Raw genomic sequence first — 21,543 nt, forward strand, 5'->3', positions numbered from 1 at the left:
TCGCCCGCTCGGTCCGGGCGGTCCGGGGACGGCCGGACACGCGCGAGCGGTCACGGGTGGGCGTAGTAGGCGACGGCCGGGTCGCTGTCGAGGTCGTCGAGGCGGGCGAACCCGACCCGTTCGAACTGGACCGTCTCGCCCTCGTCGTAGTCGCTGACGCCCGGCTCGGCGACGCCGGTCACGTCCCCGTCCATCGTCCGGAGCCGCAGGCGCGGGCCGTCGGCGGGGGCCCAGTGGACCACGTCCACGTCGCCGTCCCGCACCACGTCGAGGTCGTCGCCCGTGGCGACGAGCCCGTCGCCCTCGTAGCGGACGGGGCCGTACCCCTTGAGCCAGACGCGGTCGCCCTCGGCCGGCAGGTCGGCCGTCTCGACCACCACGCCCCCCTCGACGGGGATCGACCGCCGACCGCGGTCCTCGTGGTTGGGGTGGACGAGGGGTTCGCCCTCGTCGGGACCGCCAGAGACCGGGAGTTCGACGCTCCCCTCGGTGCCGGGGCCCTCGGAGCGGACGAAGAAGGCACGGTCGGTCTCCTCGTCGATCATGTCCCGGTTGTTGGCGTAGATCGAGGACATCGCCAGGTCGACGTTCGAGGAGGAGGTCCCCAGTTCCACCATCGCGTCGACGATGGCCTCGCCGCGGATGCCCCGCCGGCGCAGGCTCGCGATGGTGGGCGCTCGCGGGTCGTCCCACCCCGTGAGCTCGCCGGCCTCGATCTTCTCGATGATGGTCGAGGTGCTCATCGGCACGTCGTAGGCGTCGATCTGGACGTGGCCCCAGTGGACGACCTCGGGGTACTCCCAGCCGAAGTAGTCGTAGACGAACGCCTGGCGCTTCGCCGAGTCCTGCAGGTCGATCCCGCGGATGATGTGCGTGATCCCCGTGAGGTGGTCGTCGATCCCGCTCTGGAAGTCCAGCATCGGCCAGCAGCGGTACTCCGCCGCCTCCTCCCGGGGGTGGGGCGTGTCGATCATCCGGAAGGCGACGAAGTCCCGTAACGCGGGGTTCTTGTGCTCGATGTCGGTCTTGACCCGCAGGACCAGCTCGCCGCTGTCGTACTCCCCGTCGACCATCGCCTCGAACTCCTCGCGAACTGTCTCGGTGTCCTTGTCGCGGTGGGGACAGGGCTCGGCCGAGTTCTTCAGCTCCGAGAACTCCTCGCCCGGACACGAACAGGTGTAGGCCCCGCCCAGGTCGATGAGTTCCCGCGCGTGGTCGTAGTAGATGTCGAGCCGGTCGCTGGCCTTGATCACCTCGTCCGGTTCGAACCCGAGGTAGTCGATGGCGTCGAGGATCTCGTCGTAGGCGTCCAGATCCGGACGTTTCGTCTCGGGGTCGGTGTCGTCGAACCGGCAGAGCATCCAGCCGTCGTAGATGTCCTTGTACGTCCCGATGACCGCGGGCATCCGCGCGCTCCCGAGGTGCCACGGCCCGTTGGGGTTCGGGGCCAGCCGCATCCGCACCTCGTCGTACTCCTCGACGTTGGGCAGGTCCGGGAGCGCCTGGTCGTCCTCCTCGTCCTCGGCCGCCAGTTCCTCGACGCGCTCGGGCGCGAGTTCCTCCAGGCGCTCGCGCTTCTCGGCGGCGTCCATGTCGTTGACCCGCTCGACGACCGGCGCGACGACGCCGGCCATCTCGTCGCCGTACTCGCGGAACTCGGGGTTGTCTCCCATCAGCGGGCCCATGATGGCCCCGACCTGCGCGTCGCTGTCGTGTTTCAGCGCGTTGAACAGCGCGTCGACCTCGGCGGCCTCCTCGGCCCGCTCGCGTACGTCGTCGTCCATTACGGGGAACTTCTGGCCCCCGCGTAAAAACCGCGTTGGGTTCGGCCGCGGGTCAGTACTCGCGCTCGATGAGGTAGTCGGCGATGTCCTCCAGCCGGGCGCGGGCGTCGTTGTCGGGGAGGACCCGCAGGTTGTCCTTGCCGCTGGCGATGAGGTCCCGGGCGGTCTCGCGGGCGTACTCGATGGAGCCGGCCTCGCGCAGTTCGTCGACGGCGGCCTCGATCTCGGCCTCGTCGACGGCCTCGACGGAGTCGGTCTCGACCAGGTCGTCCACGTCGACGCCCTGCTCGCGGGCGTGCAGCGTGATCAGCGTCTGCTTGCCCTCGACGAGGTCGGACCCGCGCTGTTTGCCCAGCTTCTCGCTGGGCGTCGTCAGGTCCAGCAGGTCGTCCTGGATCTGGAAGGCCCGACCCACGTCGAGACCGTAGCCGTGCAGCGAGTCGACCGTCTCGTCGTCGGCGCCGACGAGCATGGCCGGGATGGCCGCACTGGCGGCGTACAGCACCGCGGTCTTGAGCTCGACCATCTCGAGGTACTCGTCGGTGGCGACGGCCTCGCGGGACTCGAAGTCGATGTCCAGCGACTGCCCCTCGCAGATCTGGGTGCAGGTGGTCGACAGCTCCATCAGCGCGGCGTTGGTGCGCTCGGGGGCGGCGCCCGTCTCGACGAGGTACTGGAAGGCCTTCGAGTAGAGGGTGTCCCCGGCGAGGATCGCCGTCGAGAGGTCGTACTCGCGGTGGACCGAGGGGACGCCGCGACGGAGGTCGTCGTCGTCCATGATGTCGTCGTGGATGAGGGTAAAGGACTGGATGACCTCGACGCCGACCGCGGCCTTGAGCACGTCGACGGTCCCGCCCTCGGCGGGGAACGACCGGTAGTCGGCGGTCTCGGGGTCGACGTCGGCGTCGGCCAGCGACTCGGCGACCAGCAGGAGGACGGTCGGCCGGAGTCGCTTGCCGCCGGCGTCGAGCAGGTACCGCGTCGCCTCGTAGAGCCGCTCGGGCTCGTCGATCGGCAGCTCCTCCGGGATCGCCTGGTTGACCCGCTCGCGGCGCGTCGCGATGGCCCGCTCGACGGCCGCCTGGGACTGTCGGCTCATGCTACTCGACCAGCTGGATCATGTTGCCGTTGCGCGTGACGTGCAGGTCACGGCCCAGCTTGTACCCCTCGCTCTCGGCCAGGTTGACGTAGTCGGAGAAGCCCGAGAGGTCCTGGTGGGCGGGGATGACGTTCTGGGGCTGGAGCGCGTCGAGCATCTCGTAGTGGCCCTCCTTGTTCAGGTGGCCCGAGACGTGGATGTCGTCGTAGATGCGGGCGCCCTGCATGCCCAGCAGCTTCTCGGACTGGTAGCGCTGGCCCTCGTTGGTCGGCTCGGGGATGACCCGCGCCGAGAAGATGACCTTGTCGCCGTCGTCGATCTCGTAGGGCGTCTCGCCGCGGCCCATCCGGGTGAGCATCGCGCGCGGCTCGCCCTGGTGGCCCGTCACGATCGGCAGGAAGTTCTCCTTGCCCTCGTTCATGATCCGCTTGAACGTCCGGTCGACGGACTTGCGGTGGCCGTACATCCCCAGGTCGTCCGGGAAGTCGACGAAGTCCAGTCGCTCGGCGGTGCCGGAGTACTTCTCCATCGAGCGGCCCAGCAGGACCGGCTGACGGCCGATGTCCTCCGCGAACTCGACCAGCGAGGTGACCCGCGCGATGTGGCTGGAGAAGGTCGTGGCGACGATGCCGCCGTCGTAGTCCTCCAGCGAGTACATCACGTCCTTGAGGTGCCGGCGCGCGACGGACTCGGAGGGCGTGCGCCCCTTCTTGTTGGCGTTGGTGCAGTCCTCGATGTAACAGAGGACGCCCTCGCGGCCGATCTCGCGGAACCGCTTCATGTCGATGGGGTCGCCGATGACCGGCGTGTGGTCCATCCGCTTGTCGAGGCCGTAGACGATAGCGCCCTCGGGCGTGTGCAGGACCGGGTTGATCGCGTCGATGATGGAGTGGGTGACGTTGACGAACTCCAGTTCGTTCTGGTCGCCGATCTGCATCGTCTCGCCGGCCTCCATCTTCTGGAGGTCGTTCTGGACGCCGAACTTCTCCTCGCTCTTGATCTGCTGTTTGACCAGCTCGATCGTGAACGGCGTCGCCACGATGGGCGCGTCGTAGCGGTGGGCCAGCTTGGAGATGGCGCCGATGTGGTCGAGGTGACCGTGGGTCGGCACGATGGCCTTCACGTCGCCCTCGAGGTCGGACATGATCCGGTCGTCGGGGATCGCGCCCATGTCGATCAGGTCGAGGCTGTGCATCCGTTCGGTCTCGACGTTGTCGTGGATGAGGACCTTCGAGAGGTTCAGGCCCATGTCGAAGATCACGACGTCGTCGCCTGCGCGAACTGCCGTCATCTGGCGGCCGACTTCCTCGTAGCCGCCGATGGTTGCGATTTCGATTTCCATGGTTTGCACTCCGAGGAAGGCTCGCCCGCGACGGCGGTGCGACCGGCGAACAGTGGACGCTGGCGTGACTGGCTCGCTCCGGACCGTCCCGGTCGGTCGACCCGCGAGCCGTCGGGCGGTCCCGGCGGCCCCCGCGTCACCGGCGCGGTCGGAGCCCAGTCCGCATCGGCGCCCGATGCGTCAGCCGGCCGCCCACTCCGCACCCGGGCGGCCGTATGCTCGGTTACCTCAACCTATACGGCGAGGTTTTAAAAAGCGTGCGACTCGTCTCCGAAACCTGTCACTCCCCGCCGACGTGGTCCGGTCCCGTCGTCCAGCCGTCTCCGCTCTCGTCGTCCCCGTCGTCGCCGCTCTGCCCGTCTCCGTCCCCGGTTCGGCCGTCTCCGTCGCCCGCGCTCCCCTCCTCGTCCCCGCTCCCGTCCGGTGCCGATGAGTCGTCGGACCCCGGGGCCAGCGGATCCCCGGACCCGTCACCGCCGGCAGGCGCCAGCGGGTCGTCGCCGCCGCTCGAAGCCAGCGGGTCCCCGCTCTCGTCCGGCGCCAGCGGGTCGTCGGGTTCGTCCCCCCCCGGCGAGTCGTCGGGCTCGCCCTCGTCGTCGAGGGGGAACGGCTCCGGTTCGTCGGCGGGGTCGTCCGGGACCGCGGCCGGCGTCTCGTCTCCGGTGGCGGCCGGCTCGTCGGACTCTCCCCCGCTCCCGGGGGCGACCGGGTCGCCGGACGCGTCCCCGTCGGCACCCGCCAGCGGGTCGTCCCCGTCCGATGTCTGCGGGGCCCCGCTCTCGTCCGGCGCCAGCGGGTCCGCGCCCCCGGGGTCACCTGACGCACCGTCGCCGGCGTCCCCGTCCGGTCCGCCGGCCCCGGCGTCCCCGTCCGCGTCGCCGTCGTCTCCGGGCTCCCGGGCCGCGTCGCCGGGTTCTCGGGCGGGGTCGCCGGGCTGTCCGAAGCCGAGTTCCTCGGCGATGTCGCTCTCGCTGGCCACGTCTTCCGGCGACTGCTCCGGGTCTTCGGCGCCGTCGCCAGCCCCGTCGCTCGCGCCGTCGGCGTCATCCGGGCCGGTCGCGGCGTCGGTACCGCTGTCGAATGGGTCGGCGTCCGTGCCGCCGTCGATCGGGTCGTCGTCGTCGCTCCCGGGCCCCTCCGCTGGCCGGTCCGCCTCTCCCGTCTGTCCGGACTCGGTCGGGCTGTCGGCCGGCGTCTCCCGCTCGCTCACGGTTCCGGGCGACACCCACTCGTCGGCCGTCGTCTCGCTGGAGCCTTCGTCGGCCGCGGGCTCGGTCGGTTCCGACACGCCGTCGGACCCCTCCTCGCCGCTCGGTTCGTCGGGGTCGGCCCCTCGACGCTCGTCGCCGTCGGCGCCGCGGTCCGCATCGACACCCCGGTCCTCGTCGGTCGCCGCGGGACCGGTCCGGGGCTCGGCGGCTCGTTCCCGGGGTTCCGGGTCCGGTCGCTCGTCGGCGCTCGCCTCGCCGCCCGACAGCGGGTCGTCGCCTTCGGCGGCCGGGCCCGCGGCGGGCGCGCCGCCCTCGTCCGTCCGCTCCGGGTCCGTCTGCGCGTCCTCGGTCGCCCGCGGCTCCTCCGTCGCGTCGTCCCCGGTGTCGGCGGACGACCCCGCGGCGGCGGCGACGCCCGCCCGCGTGCCGTCCGCGACGAGCTTGTAGGCGAGGCCGGTCTGGCCGGCGCCGTAGCCGAGGACGCCGAGGACGACCGCGAAGCCGCCGGCGGCCGCCCGGGCGCCGTCCGCGGACACGTCGAACGACGCGAGGGTCCCGTCGGTGAGCAGCCAGAGGCCGCCGCCGACCAGGGCGGCGCAGACGGCTACCAGCACGAGCCAGTACGAGAAGAGATAGAAGCCGTATCCGAACGCCGCGCGACGGGGGACCGATGTCATATCGCGACCATTGCATAGCCCGGCCTAATAGGTTACGCCGTTCGTATCGACCGCGAGACTCGCGCGGTGGGGCCCCGCCTCACCCCTCGCCGGCGACGACGGTCCCCGGCGACCCGCCGGCGACGAACGCGTCCAGCCCGTCGGGGCCGAAGACGTGCGCCGGCGCGCCGAGCGCGAGGAGTTTCTCCACCTTCGCGGCCATCCCGCCGGTCACGTCCGTCGCGTCGCTCCCCCCGAGCGCGTCGGCGGCGTCGGCGAACCGCTCGATCCGCTCGATCACCGCGCCCTCGGCGTCGAGGACGCCCGGCACCGTCGAGCAGAGCCCGACCCGGTCCACGTCCAGCCCCCCGTCCGCGGCCAGCGCCACCACGAGATCGTCCCCGCTCGTGACCGTGACACCGGCCCCCGACTGGACGACCCCGTCGCCGTGGAGTACCGGCGTGAACCCCTCCGCCAGCATCGTCGCGACGCTCCCCGTCGGCACCGAGAGGTCGCCGTCGGCGCCGCGGCTGGCGAGCGACAGCGGTCGCACCGGGAGCGCCTCGACCCCCGCCTCGTGGAGCGCGTCGAGGACGGCGGCGTTGAGCCGCCCCATCGCGTCGTGGATCGCGCGGGCGTCCGCCGCCGACCGGGTCCCCGAGTCCGCGCTGACCCCGCGCTCGGCCGCGGCGTGGTGACCGAAGCTCCCGCCCCCGTGGACGAGGACCAGGTCGCCGTCGAACCCCGCGACCGCCTCGGCCGCCCGGGCCAGCGCGTCGTCGTCGACGGTCTCGGGCGAGTCCTTCTCCGTGACGACGCTCCCGCCGAGTTTGAGGACGGTGGTCATTCGAGGCGGACTCCCTCGGTGTCCAGCGCCGCGCGGAACGTCTCCTCGCAGCCGGGCAGGTACCGCAGCGCCGTCTCCGTCTCCTCGGTCTCGTCGAGCGCGACGACGCAGCCGCCGCCGCCCGCCCCGGTCAGCTTCGCCCCGAGCGCGCCCGCGTCGCGGGCCGCCCACACCATCGCGTCCAGCGACCGCGAGGAGACCCCCAGCGCCGACAGCAGGCCGTGGTTGAAGTCCATCAGCTCCCCGAGTTCCGCGAGGTCGCCGGCCGAAAGCGCCTGCTCCCCGTTGCGAACCAGGTCGCCGATGGCCGCCACGGTGTCGGCGGCGAAGTCGTAGGAGTCCTTCAGCTCGCGCACGCCCGCGACGAGCGCGCCCGTGTCGCCCGCCCCGCCGTCGAAGCCGACGACGAACGGGAGCTCCGGCGCGTCGAGCGAGCGGCAGTCGTCGCCCTCGACGCGGACGGCGCCGCCCGTCGCCGAGCAGAACGTGTCCGCCCGGGAGGCGTTGCCCTCCTGGACCGCGAGTTCGGCCCGGTAGGCCCGGTCGGCGACCTCCGCCGGGGTCAGCTCCGTCCCCAGCTCCTCGGCGGCGGCGTAGATGCCCGCGGCGGTGACCGCCGCCGACGACCCCAGCCCGGCGCCGAGCGGGATCTCGCTCTCGATGGTGATGTCGAAGCCGGCCCCGGGCGCGTCGGCGGCGTCGCGGGCCTGCTCGACCGCGGCGTCGACGTAGCCGGTCGCCGCCTCGACGAGCGACTGGGAGACGTCCACGTCGGGGTCGGCGTCGGTCGTCCCGCCGTACTCGACGGTGAACCCGTCGAGGCTGAGGTCCTCGGCGTGGACGCGGAGGTGGTCGTCGGTCCGCCGCTCGACGGTCACCCGCGCCCGGCGGTCGATGGCGCAGGGGACCGCCGGCTCGCCGTACACGACTGCGTGCTCCCCGAAGAGGTACACCTTCCCGGGGGCGCTCGCGGTAACCATGTCCGCTCATCGCACCTGCGGGGAAGTAATGGTTTCCGAAGGGCGGGGGACGGCGCCCGCCCCCGATCCGTCCGCCCGGTCAGAGGTCGATGTCGGTGTCGTACTTGACGTAGTTGCCGATCCAGCCGCCCAGGGCGCTCAGGCCGACGGTGTAGACGAGGACGAAGACGAAGATGATGACGACCACGAAGCCGCCGACGGCGAACGGTAGCGCCTCGCCGCTCCCGAGCGAGACGAACCCGAGGAAACTGAAGATGAGGACGGCGATCCCGAGGAGCGGGATCGACGCGATGGCACCGGAGATGGCGCCGACCTTCAGCCCGTCCGAGCGGGTCCCGCCCTGGAAGTAGCCCGCGAGCGCCCCGCCGAGTACCGGCGCGAACGGGATGAAACTGCTCGCGACCGCCGAGACCACCGCTCCCACCAGCGCGTTGACGAACGTGTTGCCTTCCTTCATGCGCCCCCGTTCTCCCACCTCTGACTTAAAAGTGTCACTCGGTCAAACCGCGGGGCACTCGACCGACTCGCGCCCGCGCGGCCCCGCGACCGCTCACAGCGAGACGGTCACCGAGTGCCAGCCCGTCGATCCGCCGGGGTGGGCGCCGCTCTCCTCGCGCGTCTGGCGCTCGCCCGTCCCGTCGGTCGCGCGGACGACCACGTCCTTCGGGCCCGAGTCCGGCAGCTCGGCGACGTGGCGGAAGCGCCGCCAGGCGTGGGGCGAGGGCGGCTCCTCCAGATCCGCGTCGGCCCACGTGTCGCCGCCGTCGAGGCTCACCTCGACGCGGTCGATCCCCCGCCGGCCGGCGTAGGCCACCCCGCCCACCGCGACGCGGTCGCCGCGGCGCTGGACGCCCCGGACGTACGACAGGGTGTTGACGACGGCCTCCTCGACCCAGCCGCGGGCCTCCCAGTAGGCCTCGTGGTCGCCGGCGCTGACCTCGATGGTCTCGACCCACTTCGTCGACTTCATCCCGTAGCGCCCGGGGATCAGCAGTCGCGCCGGGAAACCGTGCTCCTTGGGCAGGGTCTCCCCGTCTATCCCCACCGCGAGCACGATGTCCTCGCGGTCGCGCACGGCGTCCCACGGGATCGCCTCGGTGTAGCCGTCCGCCGCGCGGGTCACCACGTCCTCGGCGGCGTCCGGGACCCCTGCCTCCGCCAGCAGCGCCCGGACGGGCACCGCGCGCCACTCGGCGGTGCTGATCAGGTCGCCGCCGACGGAGTTGGAGATACACGCCATCGTGACCGTCATGTCGCGGGCCTCGGGGTGAGTGACCACGTCCGAGAACGACAGCTCGTAGGACTCCTCCACCGCGCCGCGGACCGACAGCGACCACCGGCCGGCGTCGACGCTCGGGTTGGAGACGTTCTTGTCGACGACGTAGTGGTCGGCGGCGGTCCCGACCGCCGGGGGCATCCCCGCGAAGTCGTAGCCGAAGTCCGGGTCGGTGCCGGTCTCGGCGACCGAGACGACGACGTTCTCGGTGGTGCTGCGGGATTCGAGGCGCTCGCCGTTCCCGGAGGGCGTCGCCGTCCGCCCGGAGTCGGGCGTCGTCGTCCCCTCGTCGCGCTTCTCGGCGACCGCGTCGAGCGATTCTCCCGGTTGCGGCCCGTCGCCGGCGGTCGCCGGCCGGCCGAGGCTCCGGGCGACCAGCCCGCCGCCGGCCGCCAGCCCGACCGCGCCGCCGAGGTTCCGGAGCGTCCGGCGCCGACCGACGCTCGGGCGGTGGGGGTCGCCCAGGGCCCGGAGGAGGCCCGGCGGGACCAGCGCCAGCGCCGTCGCGGCGGTCCACCGCCAGAGGACGCCGTCGCCCGCCGCCCGGAAGCCCGCGGCCGTCAGGACCACCGCGAGTATCGAGACGCCGGTGACGAGGTAGCGGTCCTGCCTGCGGGTCGTCCCGTACCCCTCGGCGAAGGCGGCGATCCCCGCGGCGCCGGCCACCGCGGCGATCGCGATCCCGGCCATCAGCGCGGGCTGTGCGGCCGCGCCGAGCGTCTCGATCGCCAGCGTCGCCACCGCGCCGGGCGCGCTCTCGATGACGACCTGCGCGGCGACCGCCAGCGGATGGCCGCCCACCAGCGGCGCCGCCGCGAGGATCCCGACCAGCCACACGGCCGCCGCCGCGGCCCAGCCGACGGCGGCGCGCTCCTGTCCGTCCATGCCCCGCCCTCAGGACTGGCGCCGGTAATACTTTGTGCGCCGCGGCACCCTCGCGTCCGAGGTCGCCGGGCGGTCGGACCCCTCGCCCGCTACGCCGGCGCGAACCGCTCCTTGTAGGTCGCCGAGAGATAGATCAGGACCGGGGTCCCGACGACGGTCGGCCCCAGCCACCGCACGACGGTCGGGAGGAACCCGAAGTTGACGGTCGCGAACGCGGTCACCGTCGCGATGTAGGCGGCGCCCATCCGGGTGACGTGCTCGGGCACCCAGGCGCCGCGGTCGCGCTCGCGCCGGAACTTCAGGGCGTCCGTCCCCGCGAAGACCGCGCCGATCCCGCCGAACACCAGCGCCATCGGCGCGAACGAGTCGCCGCCGAGCGCCAGCACCCCGCCCATCGCGAGCAGCGGGACGCTCGCAGCCCCCACCAGCCCGACCGCGAGCCAGTCGACCGCCGCCGCCCCGTCGGTCGGCCGCTTGCGCCCCAGCACCCGGTAGCCCGAGAACGCGAAGTAGAAGCTGAACACGGCCACCAGCGCGAGGAACCGGCGCAGGAACGTCGGGTCGAAGGCGAACAGGACCAGCGCCGACCCGGAGACGAACGCCATCGCGTAGACGTACGCCCGACCCAGCCGGCGGTGCCGCCGTCCGCCTTTCTCCGTGAGGAACGCGCCCAGCCCCGCGAACAGCGCCACGAACCCCGCCGCGATGTGCGCCCACAGCGTCAGTTCCTCGGGCGTCATTCCCGGCCCTCCGCCGGATCGTCGGCTCGCATACCTCGTCGTTGTGCGACCAGCGACTTAAAATTACTGAGTGAGTACTTACTTCGTAACGGCGACCGGAACGTCACTTCGCCGGGTCGCGTCGGGGGCTCCGAGAATCCGGTCGAGCGGGGGTCAGTCGGCGAGCAGTCCGTCGACGTAGCTCGACCAGCCGGTGTGGAGGTCGTCGCCCACGTCCATGCCGAGCGCGACGTGGATTCCGGTCGAGCCGTCGCCGGCCGCGAGGAGGAACGCGGCGGTGGCCTCGGGGTCGACCGGGCGGAAGACGCCGGCCTCGACGCCCTCGCGGACCGTCTCGGCGAGCACGTCCAGTTTCGCCGACTGGAGCGCGACGAGCGGTTCGCGCAGCGTCTCGTTGTGCGGCGCGTGCGAGAGCAGTTCCATCACCGCGACGTGCAGGTCCGCCTCCTCCTCGCCCGGGGAGAGAAACATCCGCTCGCACGCGGCGCGGAGCCGGGCCTCGGGGTCGGCGGCCTCGATCCCGTCGAGTTCCTCGCCGAACCGGCCGACCGCGAACGCCAGGAACGCCGCGATCATCTCGTCTTTCGTGTCGTAGTAGTAGTACAGCCCGGCTTCGCTCTTGGGATAGGCCTCGGCGATCTTGGCAGTCGTCAGCCGTTCGTAGCCGTGTTCGGCCAGCGCGTCCCGCACCGCGAGCGCGACCTCCGCCCGCGCCTCGGCCGGCACTCCCTCGTCGCTCATACCCGTGAGTGAGCGCTCACTCGCTTTCAGCGTTGTGCTACGACCGCTCGACGTGCGGAAAACAGCGCGAAACGCGCCAAAAACGGGGTTAAATCTCGGTCTCGAAGTCGTCGAGACCGTAGCTGGGTTCGGCGCCGCGGCGGTCGAGCGTCTCGTTGGCCAGCAGCCAGTAGACGACCGACAGGGCCTTGCGCCCCTTGTTGTTCGTCGGGACGACCAGGTCCACGTTGGAGGTCTGGTTGTTGGAGTCGCACATCGCGATGACGGGGATGCCGACGGTGATGGCCTCCTTGACGGCCTGGGCGTCGCCGATGGGGTCGGTGACGACCACGACGTCGGGCTCGATGTAGCCCTCGTAGTCGGGGTTGGTCAGCGTCCCGGGGATGAAGCGGCCGGTGCGGGCGCGGGCGCCCACGGCGTCGGCGAACTTCTCGGCGGGGAAGCGGCCGTACTGGCGCGACGACGCCACGAGGATCTGCTCGGGGTCGTAGTTGGCCAGGAAGTCCGCCGCGGTCCGGATGCGCTGGTCCGTCATGCTCACGTCGAGCACGTACAGGCCGTCGGTCCGGACGCGGTGGATGAACCGCTCCATGTCCTTGGTCTTCTGCTGGGTACCGATGTGGACACCCGCGGCCAGGTAGTCCTCGACGGGGATGAGGAGGTCAGCCTCGTCGTCGGGCATGACGTCCTCGTCGAGGGCGGGCCCCTCGTCGGCCTCCTCGGCCGCGTCCTCGTCCTCGGCCGCCTCGTCGGCGACCCGCTCCTCGGCCCCAGTGGCCGGTTCCTCAGTCTCTGTCTCGGCCGCCGCGTCCTCGTCGACCTCGGGGTCGACGTCGGACTCGCTGGCGTCGAGACCTTCGTTTTCGTTTCCGCTCATACTGCGTTGTCCTCGATTCGGATGAGTTCGTTCAGCTTGGCAGTGCGCTCGCCCGCGACCGCGCCCGTCTTGATGAACGGGGCGTCCGTCGCGACTGCGAGGTGTGCGATCGTCGTGTCCTCCGTCTCGCCGCTGCGGTGGGAGACCACGTGTCCGTAGGCGTTCTCGACGGCCAGTTCGATGGCGTCGAACGCGTCCGACAGCGTCCCGATCTGGTTGGGCTTGATCAGGATGCTGTTGGCCGCACCCTGCTGGATGCCGTCGCCCAGCCGGTCCGTGTTGGTCACGAACAGGTCGTCGCCACAGACCAGCGTCCGGTCGCCGACCCTATCGGTGAGGTCGGCGAAGCCCTCGTAGTCGTCCTCGTCGAGGGGGTCCTCGACGTACTTGAGGTCGTACTCGGCGACGAGGTCGGCGATGTACTCGACCTGCTCCTCGGTGGAGCGGACCTGGTCGGAGTAGACGTAGCCGCCCTCCTCCTCGTCGTACATCTCCGCGGCGGCCACGTCGAGGCCGAAGCGGATCTCGAAGCCGACCTCGTCGGCGACGGCCTTCGTCGCCTCGTCCATGATCTCGAAGGCTTCGGCGTCGTCGATGGAGGGGGCCCACGCGCCCTCGTCGCCCTTGCCCGCGGGCTCGTCGCGCTCCATCAGGATGTCGTGGACCTTCTGGTGGACCGCGGCGTTGGCGAAGATGGCCTCCGACACGGAGGGCGCCCCGACGGGCGCTGCGAGGAACTCCTGGATGTCCGTCGCGTCGGCGGCGTGTTCGCCGCCGCCGACGATGTTGCCCAGCGGGACCGGGAAGGTGTTCCCGCGGAAGGTCCCGCCGAGGTGCTGATAGAGGGGGGCGCCGGTCACGCTGGCGCCGGCCTTCGCGGCGGCCATCGAGATGGCGACCGCGCTGTTGGCGCCGATGCCCGAGAAGTCGTCGGTGCCGTCCGCGGCGTGCAGTGCCGCGTCGACCTCGCGCTGGTTGCCCGCGTGGACCTCCCCGACGAGTCGGGGGACGGCGTCCTCGCGGGCGGCGGCGATGGCCTCGCTGGCCGGCAGCTCGATGGCCTCGTACTCGCCCGTGGAGGCGCCGCTCGGCGCGGCCGCGCGGCCGAAGCCGCCCTCCTCGGTGAGCACGTCCGCCTCGACCGTCGGGTTGCCCCGCGAGTCGAGCACGCGACGCAGTCGAACGTCGGTGACGAGCGTCATTGCTCACCCCGCCGCACGGTGAAGGGGAGCACGCCCGCGTCGTACTCCTCGGCGGCGATCAGGATGGGCTGGGTCTGCTCGGTGTCCACGAGGACGGGCGCCCCGTAGGCCACCTGCAGCGCTCGCGCGCCGATGATGCGGGCCTTCTCGTAGCGGTTGTACGACTGGCTCATTGGTAGGGGGCGACGATGTCGACCAGGTCCTTGTGCGAGACGAGCATCCGCCGGCAGCAGTGCCGCTCGACGCCCAGCTCGTCGAGGACCTTCTCGGGGTCCTCGGGGTCGTCGGCCTCGCGGGTGCGGGCCTTGAACTCCTCCCAGTGCTCGCCGACGACGTTGCCGCACGTGAAACACCGGACCGGGACCATCATGGCGAGATCACCGGTAGGACTTCTGGTAGCGGGCCCGTGCGCCGGGGCCGCCCCACTTCTTGGACTCGCTCTGGCGCACGTCGTTGACGAGCAGCGAGCGGTCGAACTCCATGTAGGCGTCGCGCAGCTCGGCGTCGTTGGTGTGCTGGACCAGCCCGCGGGCGATGGCGGTGCGGGCCGCGTCGGCCTGCCCCATCACGCCGCCGCCCTGCACGTCCACCTCGACGTCGACGCCCTCGCGGAGGTCGTCGTCGGCCAGGCGGAACGGTTCGAGCATCTTCAGCTGGGCCAGCTCCGGCTCGGTCAACTCGACTGGCTGTGCGTTGATGCGCACGCGGCCCTCGCCCTCGCGGATCGTCGCGCGGGCGACGGCCGTCTTCTTCTTGCCTGATGTGTTCGTTACCATGTTTGCTTGGCTCCCAGCGCCTCGCTCACGTCGCCGAGCGAGACGAACTTGATGTTCGACAGTCGGTCCAGCGAGGTCCCGTCGAGGACTTCGCCGTCCTCGTCGTAGGGGTTGCCCACGTAGACGCGGACGTTCTCGAACGCCTCGCGACCGCGGTCGGTCTTGTAGGGCACCATCCCGCGGATCGACCGCTTGAGGATGCCGTCCGGCCGCTTCGGGTAGGCCGGCCCCTGGTCGGAGCCGACCTCGCGGCGCGTCTCGAACGTGCCGATCACGTCGTCCTCGCTGCCGGTGACGACCGCCGCCTCGGCGTTGACCACCGCGACGCGCTCGCCGTCGAGCGCGCGCTCGGCGACCTGCGAGGCGACGCGACCGAGGATGCAGTCCCGCGCGTCGACGACCACGTCGGCCTCGAACTCGGCGAGGCTCATCGGATCACCCGCACGTTCGATCCCTCGGGATTGTCTTCGAGTACCTGTTCTAGCGGTGCCGCCTCGCCGACCTGGTCGATCTTCTGCTCGGCGGTGCCGGAGAAGTCGACCGCGGCCACGGTCACGTCCTTCTGCAGGACGCCACTGCCGAGCACCTTGCCGGGCACCACCACGGTCTCGTCCTCCTGGGCGTATCGCTCGATACGACCCAGGTTGACTTCCGCGTGGGTGCGCCGCGGGCTCTCCAGGCGCTCGGCCACGTCGCCCCAGACGTCGCCGCCCGAGTTCCGGGCGGTCGTCTTGAGGTCGGCGATGAGGCTACTGAGTCTCGGATTGCTCTTGCTCATACGTTTCTAGAAAAGTGCAGGGAGCAGGATTTGAACCTGCGGACCCCTACGGGACAGCGCCCTGAACGCTGCGCCGTTGGCCTGACTTGGCTATCCCTGCTCGCGATTTCTACTTTCGTCGGCCCCTTCAAACCGCTTTCGATCCAGACGCTCGCCGCGCCGGACCGCCGCTCCGTCCGCGCGTTCGCAGCCGGACGAGCGGGGCGCTCGTGGCCGTCGGAACTGCTGCCCGACGACCGGATGCGAGCGCCGTGGGTTCGAAGGGGTCCGTTCATCGTTACAGTTGCACCGACTGTCGCAGTTCGTCCGCGCGGTCCCGCAGCGAGTCGACCGCCCGGACGACGAGTTCCTCGACCGTCAGCGACCCGTCGGTCTCGACGTGGAAGACGAAGGCGTTGGGCACGTCCTCGACCTCCAGCTCCTTGCCGGGGTAGCGCTCGGTCAGGTCGTTGTCGAACTCCTCGGTGGCCACCAGCTCGCCGTCGTCCTCGATGACCCCGCGCAGGATGTTGGGTTCGTCGTCGGCGAACTCGCCCTTGTCACCGACCACGTTGACGCGCTGGAGGTGCCGGTAGCCGACGGCCACGCCGCCCTGGTGTTTGGCGTGTTCCCGACCGCGGTCGAGCACCGCGTCGGCCTCGACTTCGAGCCGCTGGCCGGCCTTGAGGTCGATGATCGGGATGTTGTCGTCGGCCGGCTGGACCATCTCGTCGCTGGAGACGATGTCGCCCGAGTACGCGGTGACGGTCTCGGTCGTCTCCTCGCGGCTCGGCCCCTCCACGTCCAGCGCCAGCGTCACCTCGTCGCCGACCTCGAACTCGTCGGCGGGGGTGGTCAGCGGGACCAGCCCGAGCCGGAGTCCGATCTGCTCGTCGAACATGACGCTGGAGTTCTCCACGACGCGCAGCTGGTCGATGGAGAAGGTGGGCACGTCCGCGATCATCGCGCGGCGGATGCCGTTGGCGAACGCGGGGGTGATCCCCCGCACCAGGAAGCGGGCTTCCCGGTCGCCGCGTTCGACGAACTCGACCTCGTAGTCCTCCATCGTTAGAATCCCGCGTTCTTGGGACCGCGGGTGCCGTCGTGGGGGATCGGGGTCACGTCCTCGATGCGACCGATCTCGAGGCCGGCTCGCGCCAGCGCCCGGATGGTCGCCTGCGCGCCCGGTCCGGGGTTGGTCTGCTGGTTGCCGCCGGGTCCGCGCACGCGGACGTGGACGCCCTCGACGCCCTGGGCCTGGACCTCCTCGGCGACGACCTCGGCCATCTGCATGGCCGCGTACGGCGAGGCCTCGTCGCGGTTCTGCTTGACGACGGTCCCGCCCGAGGACTTGGCGAGCGTCTCGGCGCCCGTCTCGTCGGTGATCGTGATGATCGTGTTGTTGAACGATGCGTGCACGTGGGCGATGCCCCACTTGTCGTCCTGCGTTTCGCTCATGTTATTGCTCCTCCGCGCGTTCCGGGTGGAGTTCGTCCGTCAGCGGGCTCCCCGAGTCGAACTCGACGGCGCCCTCCTCGCTCACGTCGACCTTCTTCGAGGGGCGCGTGACGCGCTGGCCCTCGACGGTGATGTGACCGTGGGAGACGAACTGGCGGGCCTGACTCGTCGTGTTGGCCAGCCCCTTCCGGTAGACGACCGTCTGCAGCCGCCGTTCGAGGATGTCCGTCACGTCCAGCGACAGGATGTCGTCCAGCGAGTCCGTCTCGTCGAGGACGCCGATGCGCTTCAGGCGGGCGAGGAACTCCTCGGTCTCCTTGCCGGCGCCCTCGGCGTCGGTCTGGCCCAGCAGCTTCCGGGCCTCCCGGCGGTAGGCGCGCAGCTCGGACTGGGCGCGCCACAGCTCCTCCTTGTTCTTCAGGCCGTACTGGCCGACGAGGCCGGACTCCTCGCTGATGCGCTCGCCCTGGTAGGGGTGGTTGGGCGTCTCGTAGAACTTGGTGTTGCTACCGAGCGCCATTACTCCTCATCCCCCTCTTCGGCGGCGGCTTCCTCGGCCTGCTCCTCCTTGATGGCCTCGACGTTGACGCCGATGGTGCCCTCGGAGCGGCCGGTGGACTTGGTTCGCTGGCCGCGGACCTTCTGGCCGCGCTTGTGTCGGACCCCCTTGTAGGAGTCGATCATCTTCATGCGGTTGATGTCCTGACGGCGGGTCAGTTCGAGGTCGTTGCCCGTCTCGTGGGTGGTCTCGCCGGCGAAGAAGTCGTTCCGGTGGTTCGTGAGCCACTCGGGCGCCTCCTCGGCGAAGCCCTCCACGAGCGAGACGATCTCGTCGATGTCCTCCTCGTCGAGTTTGCCGAAGACTGCCCGGCGGTCGATGCCGGCCTCCTCGGCGATGATGCGGGCCGCGCGATGGCCGATACCGTTCATGTCGGTGAGCGACCGCTCGACGGACTTCGTGCCGTCGAGGTCGGTCTGGCCGATGCGGACGAAGTACTGGATGTCCTCCTCTTCCTCGTCCGGGTCTTGGTCTTCTGCACTCATGTGTCTGTGATTCGGGTGTGAGCGTCGTGGCGGGGATTCGAACCCCGGAGGCTGTACGCCACAGAGTTAGCAACCCTGCGCCTTGGGCCAGGCTTGGCTACCACGACACGCACTGCGGCGTGCGGTTGTATACTGTCGCCCTCGCGTCGCGTGACCGTCGGTCACGTGCGGGACTCGGGGCCCGGCGCCCCTGCACGAGCGTACCTGAATTACCTCCTGGCCCCTATTTAAACATCACGGAGTGGGCCCGACGCGCGAACACCTGGCACGGTCCCGGACCGGAGGGTCGCCGTCACCGCTTTGGCCGCCCGGCACGACGTGTGGCTATGGCCGACCCCGACACCGAGTCCGTCGATCCCGGCGACAGCGCGGCCGTCCGGCGGGCGCTCGAACGCTTCGCGGGGACCGACGCGGTCTCCGAACGCGATGACGGCGCCGTCGTCGCGCAGTTCCGCGGCGTCACGCACGTCACCGTCCGGCCGGACGGCCGCGTCGAGACGGGGATGCCCCTCCACGAGTTCTCGGGGATCCCCGACCGGCTGGTCGTCGACCACGACGCCGGCGAACTCCACGTCGAGCGCGACGGCGTCTCCTACACGTTCCGGCGGCCGTGATCCGACCGAGCTAACACGTCGGGAGTCGACCGACCGCCGATGACGAACTACCCGCCCGACCATTGTGGCTACTGCGGAAGCGAACTGCGCGACGCGGACCTCGCGCCCGGCGCGTACGTCTGCGAGTCCTGCGACCGCTACGTCTTCCACAGCCCCACGCCCGGCGCGAGCGTCACTGTCGTCGACGGCGAGCGCGTCCTGCTCGTCCAGCGGGCGGTCGGCGACGACGCCGGCCAGTGGGGCACCCCCGCCGGCCACGTCGACTGGGGCGAGTCCCCCGACCACGCGGCCGCGCGAGAACTGGAAGAGGAGACCGGCCTCTCGGTCGACCGCCGGGACCTGACGCTGGTGGCCGGCCGCGGGACCTGGCCCGAGGCGGGCAAGCACATGGTCGCCTTCGAGTACGCGGTCCACCGCGACGCGACGGACGGAGTGTTGGAAGCCGGCTCCGACGCGCAGGACGCCCGGTTCTGGTCGGCCGAGGAGTGGCGGGCCGCCGACGAGCGGATGCGCGACGTGTCTCGGAAGCGCTACGGGACGACCGACGTGGACGAGATCGTCGAGAAAACGTTCTCTGAGTTGGGTTGAGGAACGATGTGGTTTCGACAGCAGAAGACAGCAAGCGATGAAAGCCCTCGGCGCGCTCACGGTCGCTGAGCGACATACCCTCGCGGCCGGAGGCCGCTTCGGGTAGGGGTCGCTCAAGCGACTGAACTGCACGCGAGCGCGCCTCGCCCTTTCAGTCCGCCAGGACGGCACCGCTACCGCCCCGCACAGCACCGCAGAGAGCCACACACCTCCCCAGCCGATTGTGCTCCGCGCGCCTGCGGCGTGCGGTGCTCATCCCTCGCGCGGTTTGCGTCGCGCGCACAAGAGCGCGCGACAGCGCGCGCCACGTGGAGGGGTACCCGGGCCGACACACGTCCCTTCCGGGAAGAGTACCCGGACCGACACACGTTCACGCGGAAGAGGTAGTTGTAAGGGGTGGCCGGGGGAACTCCGGGCAAGATGACGGGTCCCGACGAGACGGTAGACAGGAAGGACGACCACGTCAGGATCGTGCGGGAGGAGGACGTGGAGGAGCCGGGGACCGGGTTCGCCGACGTGTCGCTGGTCCACGAGGCCCTCCCGGAGATCCACCGCGACGAGGTCGACCCGAGCGTCGACTTCCTCGGCCACGAACTCGCGGCGCCGGTCGTCATCGAGAGCATGACCGGCGGCCACCCGAACACGACCGAACTCAACCGGGCGCTCGCGGCGGCCGCCGAGGCGGTCGGCATCGCGATGGGCGTCGGCAGCCAGCGCGCGGGCCTGGAGGACGCGGACACCGTCGAGTCCTACTCGGTGGTGCGGGAGGCCGCGCCGACGGCCTTCCTCTACGGGAACATCGGCGCCGCGCAACTGGAGGAGTACGGCGTCGCGGGCGTCGAGCGCGCGGTCGAGATGATCGATGCCGACGCCGTCGCCGTTCACTGCAACTTCCTGCAGGAGGCGGTTCAGCCCGAGGGCGACGTGGACGCGCGGGGCTGTCTCGACGCCATCGAGCGGGTCGCCGACGGGCTGTCGGTCCCCGTGATCGTCAAGGAGACGGGCAACGGGTTCTCCCGGAACACGGCCCGGAAGCTTGCGGACGCGGGCGTCGATGCCATCGACGTGGCCGGCAAGGGCGGCACGACGTGGTCCGGCGTCGAGGCCTACCGGGCCGCCGCCAGGGACGAGCCCCGCGGCGAGCGCCTCGGCGAGCGGTTCCGCCGGTGGGGGATCCCGACGGTCGCCAGCACCCTGGAGTGCCTGGAGGTCCACGACACGGTGATCGCCAGCGGCGGCGTCCGCTCGGGTATCGACATCGCGAAAGCCGTCGCGCTCGGTGCGACCGCCGGCGGGCTCGCCAAGCCGTTCCTCTCCCCCGCGGCCCGCGGGACCGGGGCCGTCGTCGAGGCCGCCGAGGACCTGATCGCCGAGCTGGAGACCGCGATGTTCGTCACCGGATCGCGGACGGTGGCGGACCTCCGGGACGCCGACGTGGTCGTCGGCGGACCCACCCGGGAGTACCTCGACCAGCGCGGCGTCGGCTACTGAGAGCATCGAAAGACCGCCTGTGCCGCCGCCGGAACCGCGCCGCCGCGGCCCGACCGGCGGGTCGGTCGCCGGTTTCCGCTGGCCTCAGTCGTCGCTCTCTGCGGGGGTCTCGTCGACGGTCGGGTACGCGCCGCCGCCGGCCGGCGGGTCGTCCAGGTACTCCTCGTTGACGACCCACTCGCCGTCCTCTTTCACCATGTACTCGCCGTAGTAGGGGACGCGCTCGGCGACCGTCTCACGGAACGTCTCGCGGATCTCGGCGCGGCTCATCTCGCCCATCGACCGCAGGTCGTCGTTGCGGTTCAGACAGCCCTTCAGATACCCCTCGTGGGTCACGCGCACGCGGTGGCAGTTCGCGCAGAAGGTGGGGTTCTCCACCGGGTCGACGATCTCGACCATCCCCGCCTTCGACTCGTCGACCGACCCGTCCGCGCCGAGGATGTCGTCGCCGGCGAGGTCGCTGTCCTCCGGTGTGACCCAGTAGCGCCGCCGGTCGTGCATCTCCCGGCGCTCGACCCGGTCGGCCTGCTCTTCGAGCCAGTCGTGGACGCGTCCGATGTCGACCGCCCACTCCGGGTGGCCGGCGATCTCCGGCATGTACTCGATGAGCTGCAGGCGCAGCCCGCCGTTCTCCGCGACGTGTTCGACCATCTCCGGGACGTACCCCGCGGTCTGCTCGAAGACGACCATGTTGAGCTTGACCGGCGCGAGCCCGGCGGACAGGGCCGCGTCGACGCCGTCCATCACCGCGTCGTAGGCCCCGGCCTGGGTGACCTGCTTGAACGTCTCGCGGTCAAGCGCGTCCTGTGAGACGTTGACCCGTTCGAGCCCGGCGTCGACCAGGTCTCCGGCTCGGCCCGGGAGCATCGTCCCGTTCGTGGTGAGCGAGACCTCCATCGCCTCGGGCGTGCGGGCGACGATCTCCTCCAGGTCGTCGCGCAGGAGCGGCTCGCCGCCGGTGAACTTCACGGAGTCGACGCCGAACTCGGCGGCGACCTCCAGAAAGCGGACCACGTCGTCGGTGGACATCTCGTGCTCGCGGGGTGCCATGGGGCCGCGCGTGTCGCCCAGCCCCTCGTTGTGGCAGTAGACGCAGTCGAAGTTACACCGGTCGGTGAGCGAGACGCGCACCCCCGTCACCTCCCGGCCGAACTCGTCCGCGAGCATACCGGCTC

The 21,543-nt window shown here is 71.0% G+C and carries 25 protein-coding genes and 2 tRNA genes; 3 read left to right on the forward strand and 24 right to left on the reverse strand.

From position 1 onward, the window contains the following. Positions 1-50: 50 nt before the first annotated feature. The 23 genes from E3328_RS00190 to E3328_RS00300 form a co-directional block, all read right to left on the reverse strand. On the reverse strand, positions 51-1,784 hold the full coding sequence (locus E3328_RS00190) for a glutamate--tRNA ligase (RefSeq protein ID WP_135362620.1): 1,734 nt from the start codon (positions 1,782-1,784) through the stop codon (positions 51-53). A 52-nt stretch (positions 1,785-1,836) separates the two neighbouring features. Further along, positions 1,837-2,883, reverse strand: a complete 1,047-nt coding sequence (gene idsA3, locus E3328_RS00195) for a geranylfarnesyl diphosphate synthase (protein ID WP_135362621.1) — start codon at positions 2,881-2,883, stop codon at positions 1,837-1,839. Position 2,884: 1 nt separating this feature from the next. Then, positions 2,885-4,225, reverse strand: a complete 1,341-nt coding sequence (locus E3328_RS00200; RefSeq protein WP_135362622.1) for a ribonuclease J — start codon at positions 4,223-4,225, stop codon at positions 2,885-2,887. A gap of 280 nt (positions 4,226-4,505) precedes the next feature. Further along, positions 4,506-6,113, reverse strand: a complete 1,608-nt coding sequence (locus E3328_RS00205; RefSeq protein WP_135362623.1) for a hypothetical protein — start codon at positions 6,111-6,113, stop codon at positions 4,506-4,508. 79 nt (positions 6,114-6,192) lie between these two features. Then, positions 6,193-6,939 carry an isopentenyl phosphate kinase gene (locus E3328_RS00210; RefSeq protein ID WP_135362624.1) on the reverse strand — a complete coding sequence of 249 codons (747 nt, stop codon included), beginning with the start codon at positions 6,937-6,939 and terminating at the stop codon, positions 6,193-6,195. Beyond that, complete coding sequence (gene mvk / locus E3328_RS00215; protein WP_135362625.1) at positions 6,936-7,919, reverse strand: mevalonate kinase; 984 nt, start codon at positions 7,917-7,919, stop codon at positions 6,936-6,938. The genes E3328_RS00210 and mvk overlap by 4 nt, the downstream gene beginning before the upstream one ends. 79 nt (positions 7,920-7,998) lie before the next feature. After that, positions 7,999-8,376 carry a DUF5518 domain-containing protein gene (locus tag E3328_RS00220; RefSeq protein WP_135362626.1) on the reverse strand — a complete coding sequence of 126 codons (378 nt, stop codon included), beginning with the start codon at positions 8,374-8,376 and terminating at the stop codon, positions 7,999-8,001. A 93-nt stretch (positions 8,377-8,469) separates the two neighbouring features. Continuing rightward, positions 8,470-10,080 carry a molybdopterin-dependent oxidoreductase gene (locus tag E3328_RS00225; protein ID WP_135362627.1) on the reverse strand — a complete coding sequence of 537 codons (1,611 nt, stop codon included), beginning with the start codon at positions 10,078-10,080 and terminating at the stop codon, positions 8,470-8,472. An 89-nt stretch (positions 10,081-10,169) separates the two neighbouring features. Next, positions 10,170-10,820 (reverse strand): DUF2306 domain-containing protein, encoded by a 651-nt coding sequence (locus E3328_RS00230; protein WP_135362628.1) that lies wholly within the window; start codon positions 10,818-10,820, stop codon positions 10,170-10,172. Positions 10,821-10,973: 153 nt separating this feature from the next. Continuing rightward, on the reverse strand, positions 10,974-11,561 hold the full coding sequence (locus tag E3328_RS00235) for a TetR/AcrR family transcriptional regulator (protein WP_135362629.1): 588 nt from the start codon (positions 11,559-11,561) through the stop codon (positions 10,974-10,976). Between the two features lie 88 nt (positions 11,562-11,649). Beyond that, positions 11,650-12,438 carry a 30S ribosomal protein S2 gene (gene rpsB / locus E3328_RS00240; RefSeq protein WP_135362630.1) on the reverse strand — a complete coding sequence of 263 codons (789 nt, stop codon included), beginning with the start codon at positions 12,436-12,438 and terminating at the stop codon, positions 11,650-11,652. After that, complete coding sequence (gene eno, locus E3328_RS00245; RefSeq protein ID WP_135362631.1) at positions 12,435-13,640, reverse strand: phosphopyruvate hydratase; 1,206 nt, start codon at positions 13,638-13,640, stop codon at positions 12,435-12,437. Before eno ends, rpsB begins: the two co-directional genes overlap by 4 nt. Beyond that, positions 13,637-13,813 (reverse strand): DNA-directed RNA polymerase subunit K, encoded by a 177-nt coding sequence (locus E3328_RS00250; protein ID WP_135362632.1) that lies wholly within the window; start codon positions 13,811-13,813, stop codon positions 13,637-13,639. The genes eno and E3328_RS00250 overlap by 4 nt, the downstream gene beginning before the upstream one ends. Beyond that, positions 13,810-14,010, reverse strand: coding sequence for a DNA-directed RNA polymerase subunit N (locus E3328_RS00255; RefSeq protein ID WP_135362633.1), 201 nt, complete (start codon positions 14,008-14,010; stop codon positions 13,810-13,812). Before E3328_RS00255 ends, E3328_RS00250 begins: the two co-directional genes overlap by 4 nt. 7 nt (positions 14,011-14,017) lie before the next feature. Continuing rightward, a complete protein-coding gene (locus E3328_RS00260; protein ID WP_135362634.1) occupies positions 14,018-14,416 on the reverse strand; it encodes a 30S ribosomal protein S9 in 399 nt (132 codons plus the stop codon). Beyond that, complete coding sequence (locus E3328_RS00265; RefSeq protein WP_135362635.1) at positions 14,410-14,847, reverse strand: 50S ribosomal protein L13; 438 nt, start codon at positions 14,845-14,847, stop codon at positions 14,410-14,412. The genes E3328_RS00260 and E3328_RS00265 overlap by 7 nt, the downstream gene beginning before the upstream one ends. Further along, a complete protein-coding gene (locus tag E3328_RS00270; protein WP_135362636.1) occupies positions 14,844-15,194 on the reverse strand; it encodes a 50S ribosomal protein L18e in 351 nt (116 codons plus the stop codon). Before E3328_RS00270 ends, E3328_RS00265 begins: the two co-directional genes overlap by 4 nt. 15 nt (positions 15,195-15,209) lie before the next feature. Next, positions 15,210-15,294: transfer RNA gene (locus E3328_RS00275), tRNA-Leu, on the reverse strand. Positions 15,295-15,471: 177 nt separating this feature from the next. After that, on the reverse strand, positions 15,472-16,239 hold the full coding sequence (locus tag E3328_RS00280) for a DNA-directed RNA polymerase subunit D (protein ID WP_135362637.1): 768 nt from the start codon (positions 16,237-16,239) through the stop codon (positions 15,472-15,474). A 2-nt stretch (positions 16,240-16,241) separates the two neighbouring features. Beyond that, on the reverse strand, positions 16,242-16,631 hold the full coding sequence (locus E3328_RS00285; RefSeq protein ID WP_135362638.1) for a 30S ribosomal protein S11: 390 nt from the start codon (positions 16,629-16,631) through the stop codon (positions 16,242-16,244). A 1-nt stretch (position 16,632) separates the two neighbouring features. Beyond that, entirely contained in the window at positions 16,633-17,151 is a 519-nt protein-coding gene (locus tag E3328_RS00290; protein ID WP_135362639.1) for a 30S ribosomal protein S4, read from the reverse strand. Next, the gene (locus E3328_RS00295; RefSeq protein ID WP_135362640.1) at positions 17,151-17,675 is read right to left on the reverse strand and encodes a 30S ribosomal protein S13; all 525 of its coding nucleotides are present in this window, start codon (positions 17,673-17,675) and stop codon (positions 17,151-17,153) included. The genes E3328_RS00290 and E3328_RS00295 overlap by 1 nt, the downstream gene beginning before the upstream one ends. A gap of 22 nt (positions 17,676-17,697) precedes the next feature. Beyond that, positions 17,698-17,782 (reverse strand) — tRNA-Ser (locus E3328_RS00300). 219 nt (positions 17,783-18,001) lie between these two features. On the opposite strand from E3328_RS00300, the gene E3328_RS00305 reads away from it, so the two are divergent. The 3 genes from E3328_RS00305 to fni all read left to right on the forward strand — a co-directional run bounded on the left by E3328_RS00305 (position 18,002) and on the right by fni (position 20,368). Further along, positions 18,002-18,289, forward strand: a complete 288-nt coding sequence (locus tag E3328_RS00305) for a hypothetical protein (protein WP_135362641.1) — start codon at positions 18,002-18,004, stop codon at positions 18,287-18,289. Between the two features lie 39 nt (positions 18,290-18,328). Beyond that, on the forward strand, positions 18,329-18,877 hold the full coding sequence (locus tag E3328_RS00310; RefSeq protein ID WP_135362642.1) for an NUDIX domain-containing protein: 549 nt from the start codon (positions 18,329-18,331) through the stop codon (positions 18,875-18,877). Between the two features lie 420 nt (positions 18,878-19,297). Next, positions 19,298-20,368: a type 2 isopentenyl-diphosphate Delta-isomerase gene (fni, locus tag E3328_RS00315; protein WP_135362643.1), complete on the forward strand. Its 1,071-nt coding sequence runs from the start codon at positions 19,298-19,300 to the stop codon at positions 20,366-20,368. A gap of 84 nt (positions 20,369-20,452) precedes the next feature. Here the strand turns inward: fni and moaA are convergent, their stop codons facing one another. Beyond that, positions 20,453-21,535, reverse strand: a complete 1,083-nt coding sequence (gene moaA / locus E3328_RS00320) for a GTP 3',8-cyclase MoaA (protein WP_135362644.1) — start codon at positions 21,533-21,535, stop codon at positions 20,453-20,455. Positions 21,536-21,543 lie beyond the last annotated feature (8 nt).

It is taken from the genome of Halosimplex halophilum (assembly GCF_004698125.1).
Lineage (GTDB): Archaea > Halobacteriota > Halobacteria > Halobacteriales > Haloarculaceae > Halosimplex > Halosimplex halophilum.

Excerpts from the sequence above, each read along its gene's own strand:
- E3328_RS00190 (WP_135362620.1), bottom strand. The coding sequence starts at position 1,784 with ATGGACGACGACGTACGCGAGCGGGCCGAGGAGGCCGCCGAGGTCGAC.
- idsA3 (WP_135362621.1), bottom strand. The coding sequence starts at position 2,883 with ATGAGCCGACAGTCCCAGGCGGCCGTCGAGCGGGCCATCGCGACGCGC.
- E3328_RS00200 (WP_135362622.1), bottom strand. The coding sequence starts at position 4,225 with ATGGAAATCGAAATCGCAACCATCGGCGGCTACGAGGAAGTCGGCCGC.
- E3328_RS00205 (WP_135362623.1), bottom strand. The coding sequence starts at position 6,113 with ATGACATCGGTCCCCCGTCGCGCGGCGTTCGGATACGGCTTCTATCTC.
- E3328_RS00210 (WP_135362624.1), bottom strand. The coding sequence starts at position 6,939 with ATGACCACCGTCCTCAAACTCGGCGGGAGCGTCGTCACGGAGAAGGAC.
- mvk (WP_135362625.1), bottom strand. The coding sequence starts at position 7,919 with ATGGTTACCGCGAGCGCCCCCGGGAAGGTGTACCTCTTCGGGGAGCAC.
- E3328_RS00220 (WP_135362626.1), bottom strand. The coding sequence starts at position 8,376 with ATGAAGGAAGGCAACACGTTCGTCAACGCGCTGGTGGGAGCGGTGGTC.
- E3328_RS00225 (WP_135362627.1), bottom strand. The coding sequence starts at position 10,080 with ATGGACGGACAGGAGCGCGCCGCCGTCGGCTGGGCCGCGGCGGCGGCC.
- E3328_RS00230 (WP_135362628.1), bottom strand. The coding sequence starts at position 10,820 with ATGACGCCCGAGGAACTGACGCTGTGGGCGCACATCGCGGCGGGGTTC.
- E3328_RS00235 (WP_135362629.1), bottom strand. The coding sequence starts at position 11,561 with ATGAGCGACGAGGGAGTGCCGGCCGAGGCGCGGGCGGAGGTCGCGCTC.
- rpsB (WP_135362630.1), bottom strand. The coding sequence starts at position 12,438 with ATGAGCGGAAACGAAAACGAAGGTCTCGACGCCAGCGAGTCCGACGTC.
- eno (WP_135362631.1), bottom strand. The coding sequence starts at position 13,640 with ATGACGCTCGTCACCGACGTTCGACTGCGTCGCGTGCTCGACTCGCGG.
- E3328_RS00250 (WP_135362632.1), bottom strand. The coding sequence starts at position 13,813 with ATGAGCCAGTCGTACAACCGCTACGAGAAGGCCCGCATCATCGGCGCG.
- E3328_RS00255 (WP_135362633.1), bottom strand. The coding sequence starts at position 14,010 with ATGATGGTCCCGGTCCGGTGTTTCACGTGCGGCAACGTCGTCGGCGAG.
- E3328_RS00260 (WP_135362634.1), bottom strand. The coding sequence starts at position 14,416 with ATGGTAACGAACACATCAGGCAAGAAGAAGACGGCCGTCGCCCGCGCG.
- E3328_RS00265 (WP_135362635.1), bottom strand. The coding sequence starts at position 14,847 with ATGAGCCTCGCCGAGTTCGAGGCCGACGTGGTCGTCGACGCGCGGGAC.
- E3328_RS00270 (WP_135362636.1), bottom strand. The coding sequence starts at position 15,194 with ATGAGCAAGAGCAATCCGAGACTCAGTAGCCTCATCGCCGACCTCAAG.
- E3328_RS00280 (WP_135362637.1), bottom strand. The coding sequence starts at position 16,239 with ATGGAGGACTACGAGGTCGAGTTCGTCGAACGCGGCGACCGGGAAGCC.
- E3328_RS00285 (WP_135362638.1), bottom strand. The coding sequence starts at position 16,631 with ATGAGCGAAACGCAGGACGACAAGTGGGGCATCGCCCACGTGCACGCA.
- E3328_RS00290 (WP_135362639.1), bottom strand. The coding sequence starts at position 17,151 with ATGGCGCTCGGTAGCAACACCAAGTTCTACGAGACGCCCAACCACCCC.
- E3328_RS00295 (WP_135362640.1), bottom strand. The coding sequence starts at position 17,675 with ATGAGTGCAGAAGACCAAGACCCGGACGAGGAAGAGGAGGACATCCAG.
- E3328_RS00305 (WP_135362641.1), top strand. The coding sequence starts at position 18,002 with ATGGCCGACCCCGACACCGAGTCCGTCGATCCCGGCGACAGCGCGGCC.
- E3328_RS00310 (WP_135362642.1), top strand. The coding sequence starts at position 18,329 with ATGACGAACTACCCGCCCGACCATTGTGGCTACTGCGGAAGCGAACTG.
- fni (WP_135362643.1), top strand. The coding sequence starts at position 19,298 with ATGACGGGTCCCGACGAGACGGTAGACAGGAAGGACGACCACGTCAGG.
- moaA (WP_135362644.1), bottom strand. The coding sequence starts at position 21,535 with ATGCTCGCGGACGAGTTCGGCCGGGAGGTGACGGGGGTGCGCGTCTCG.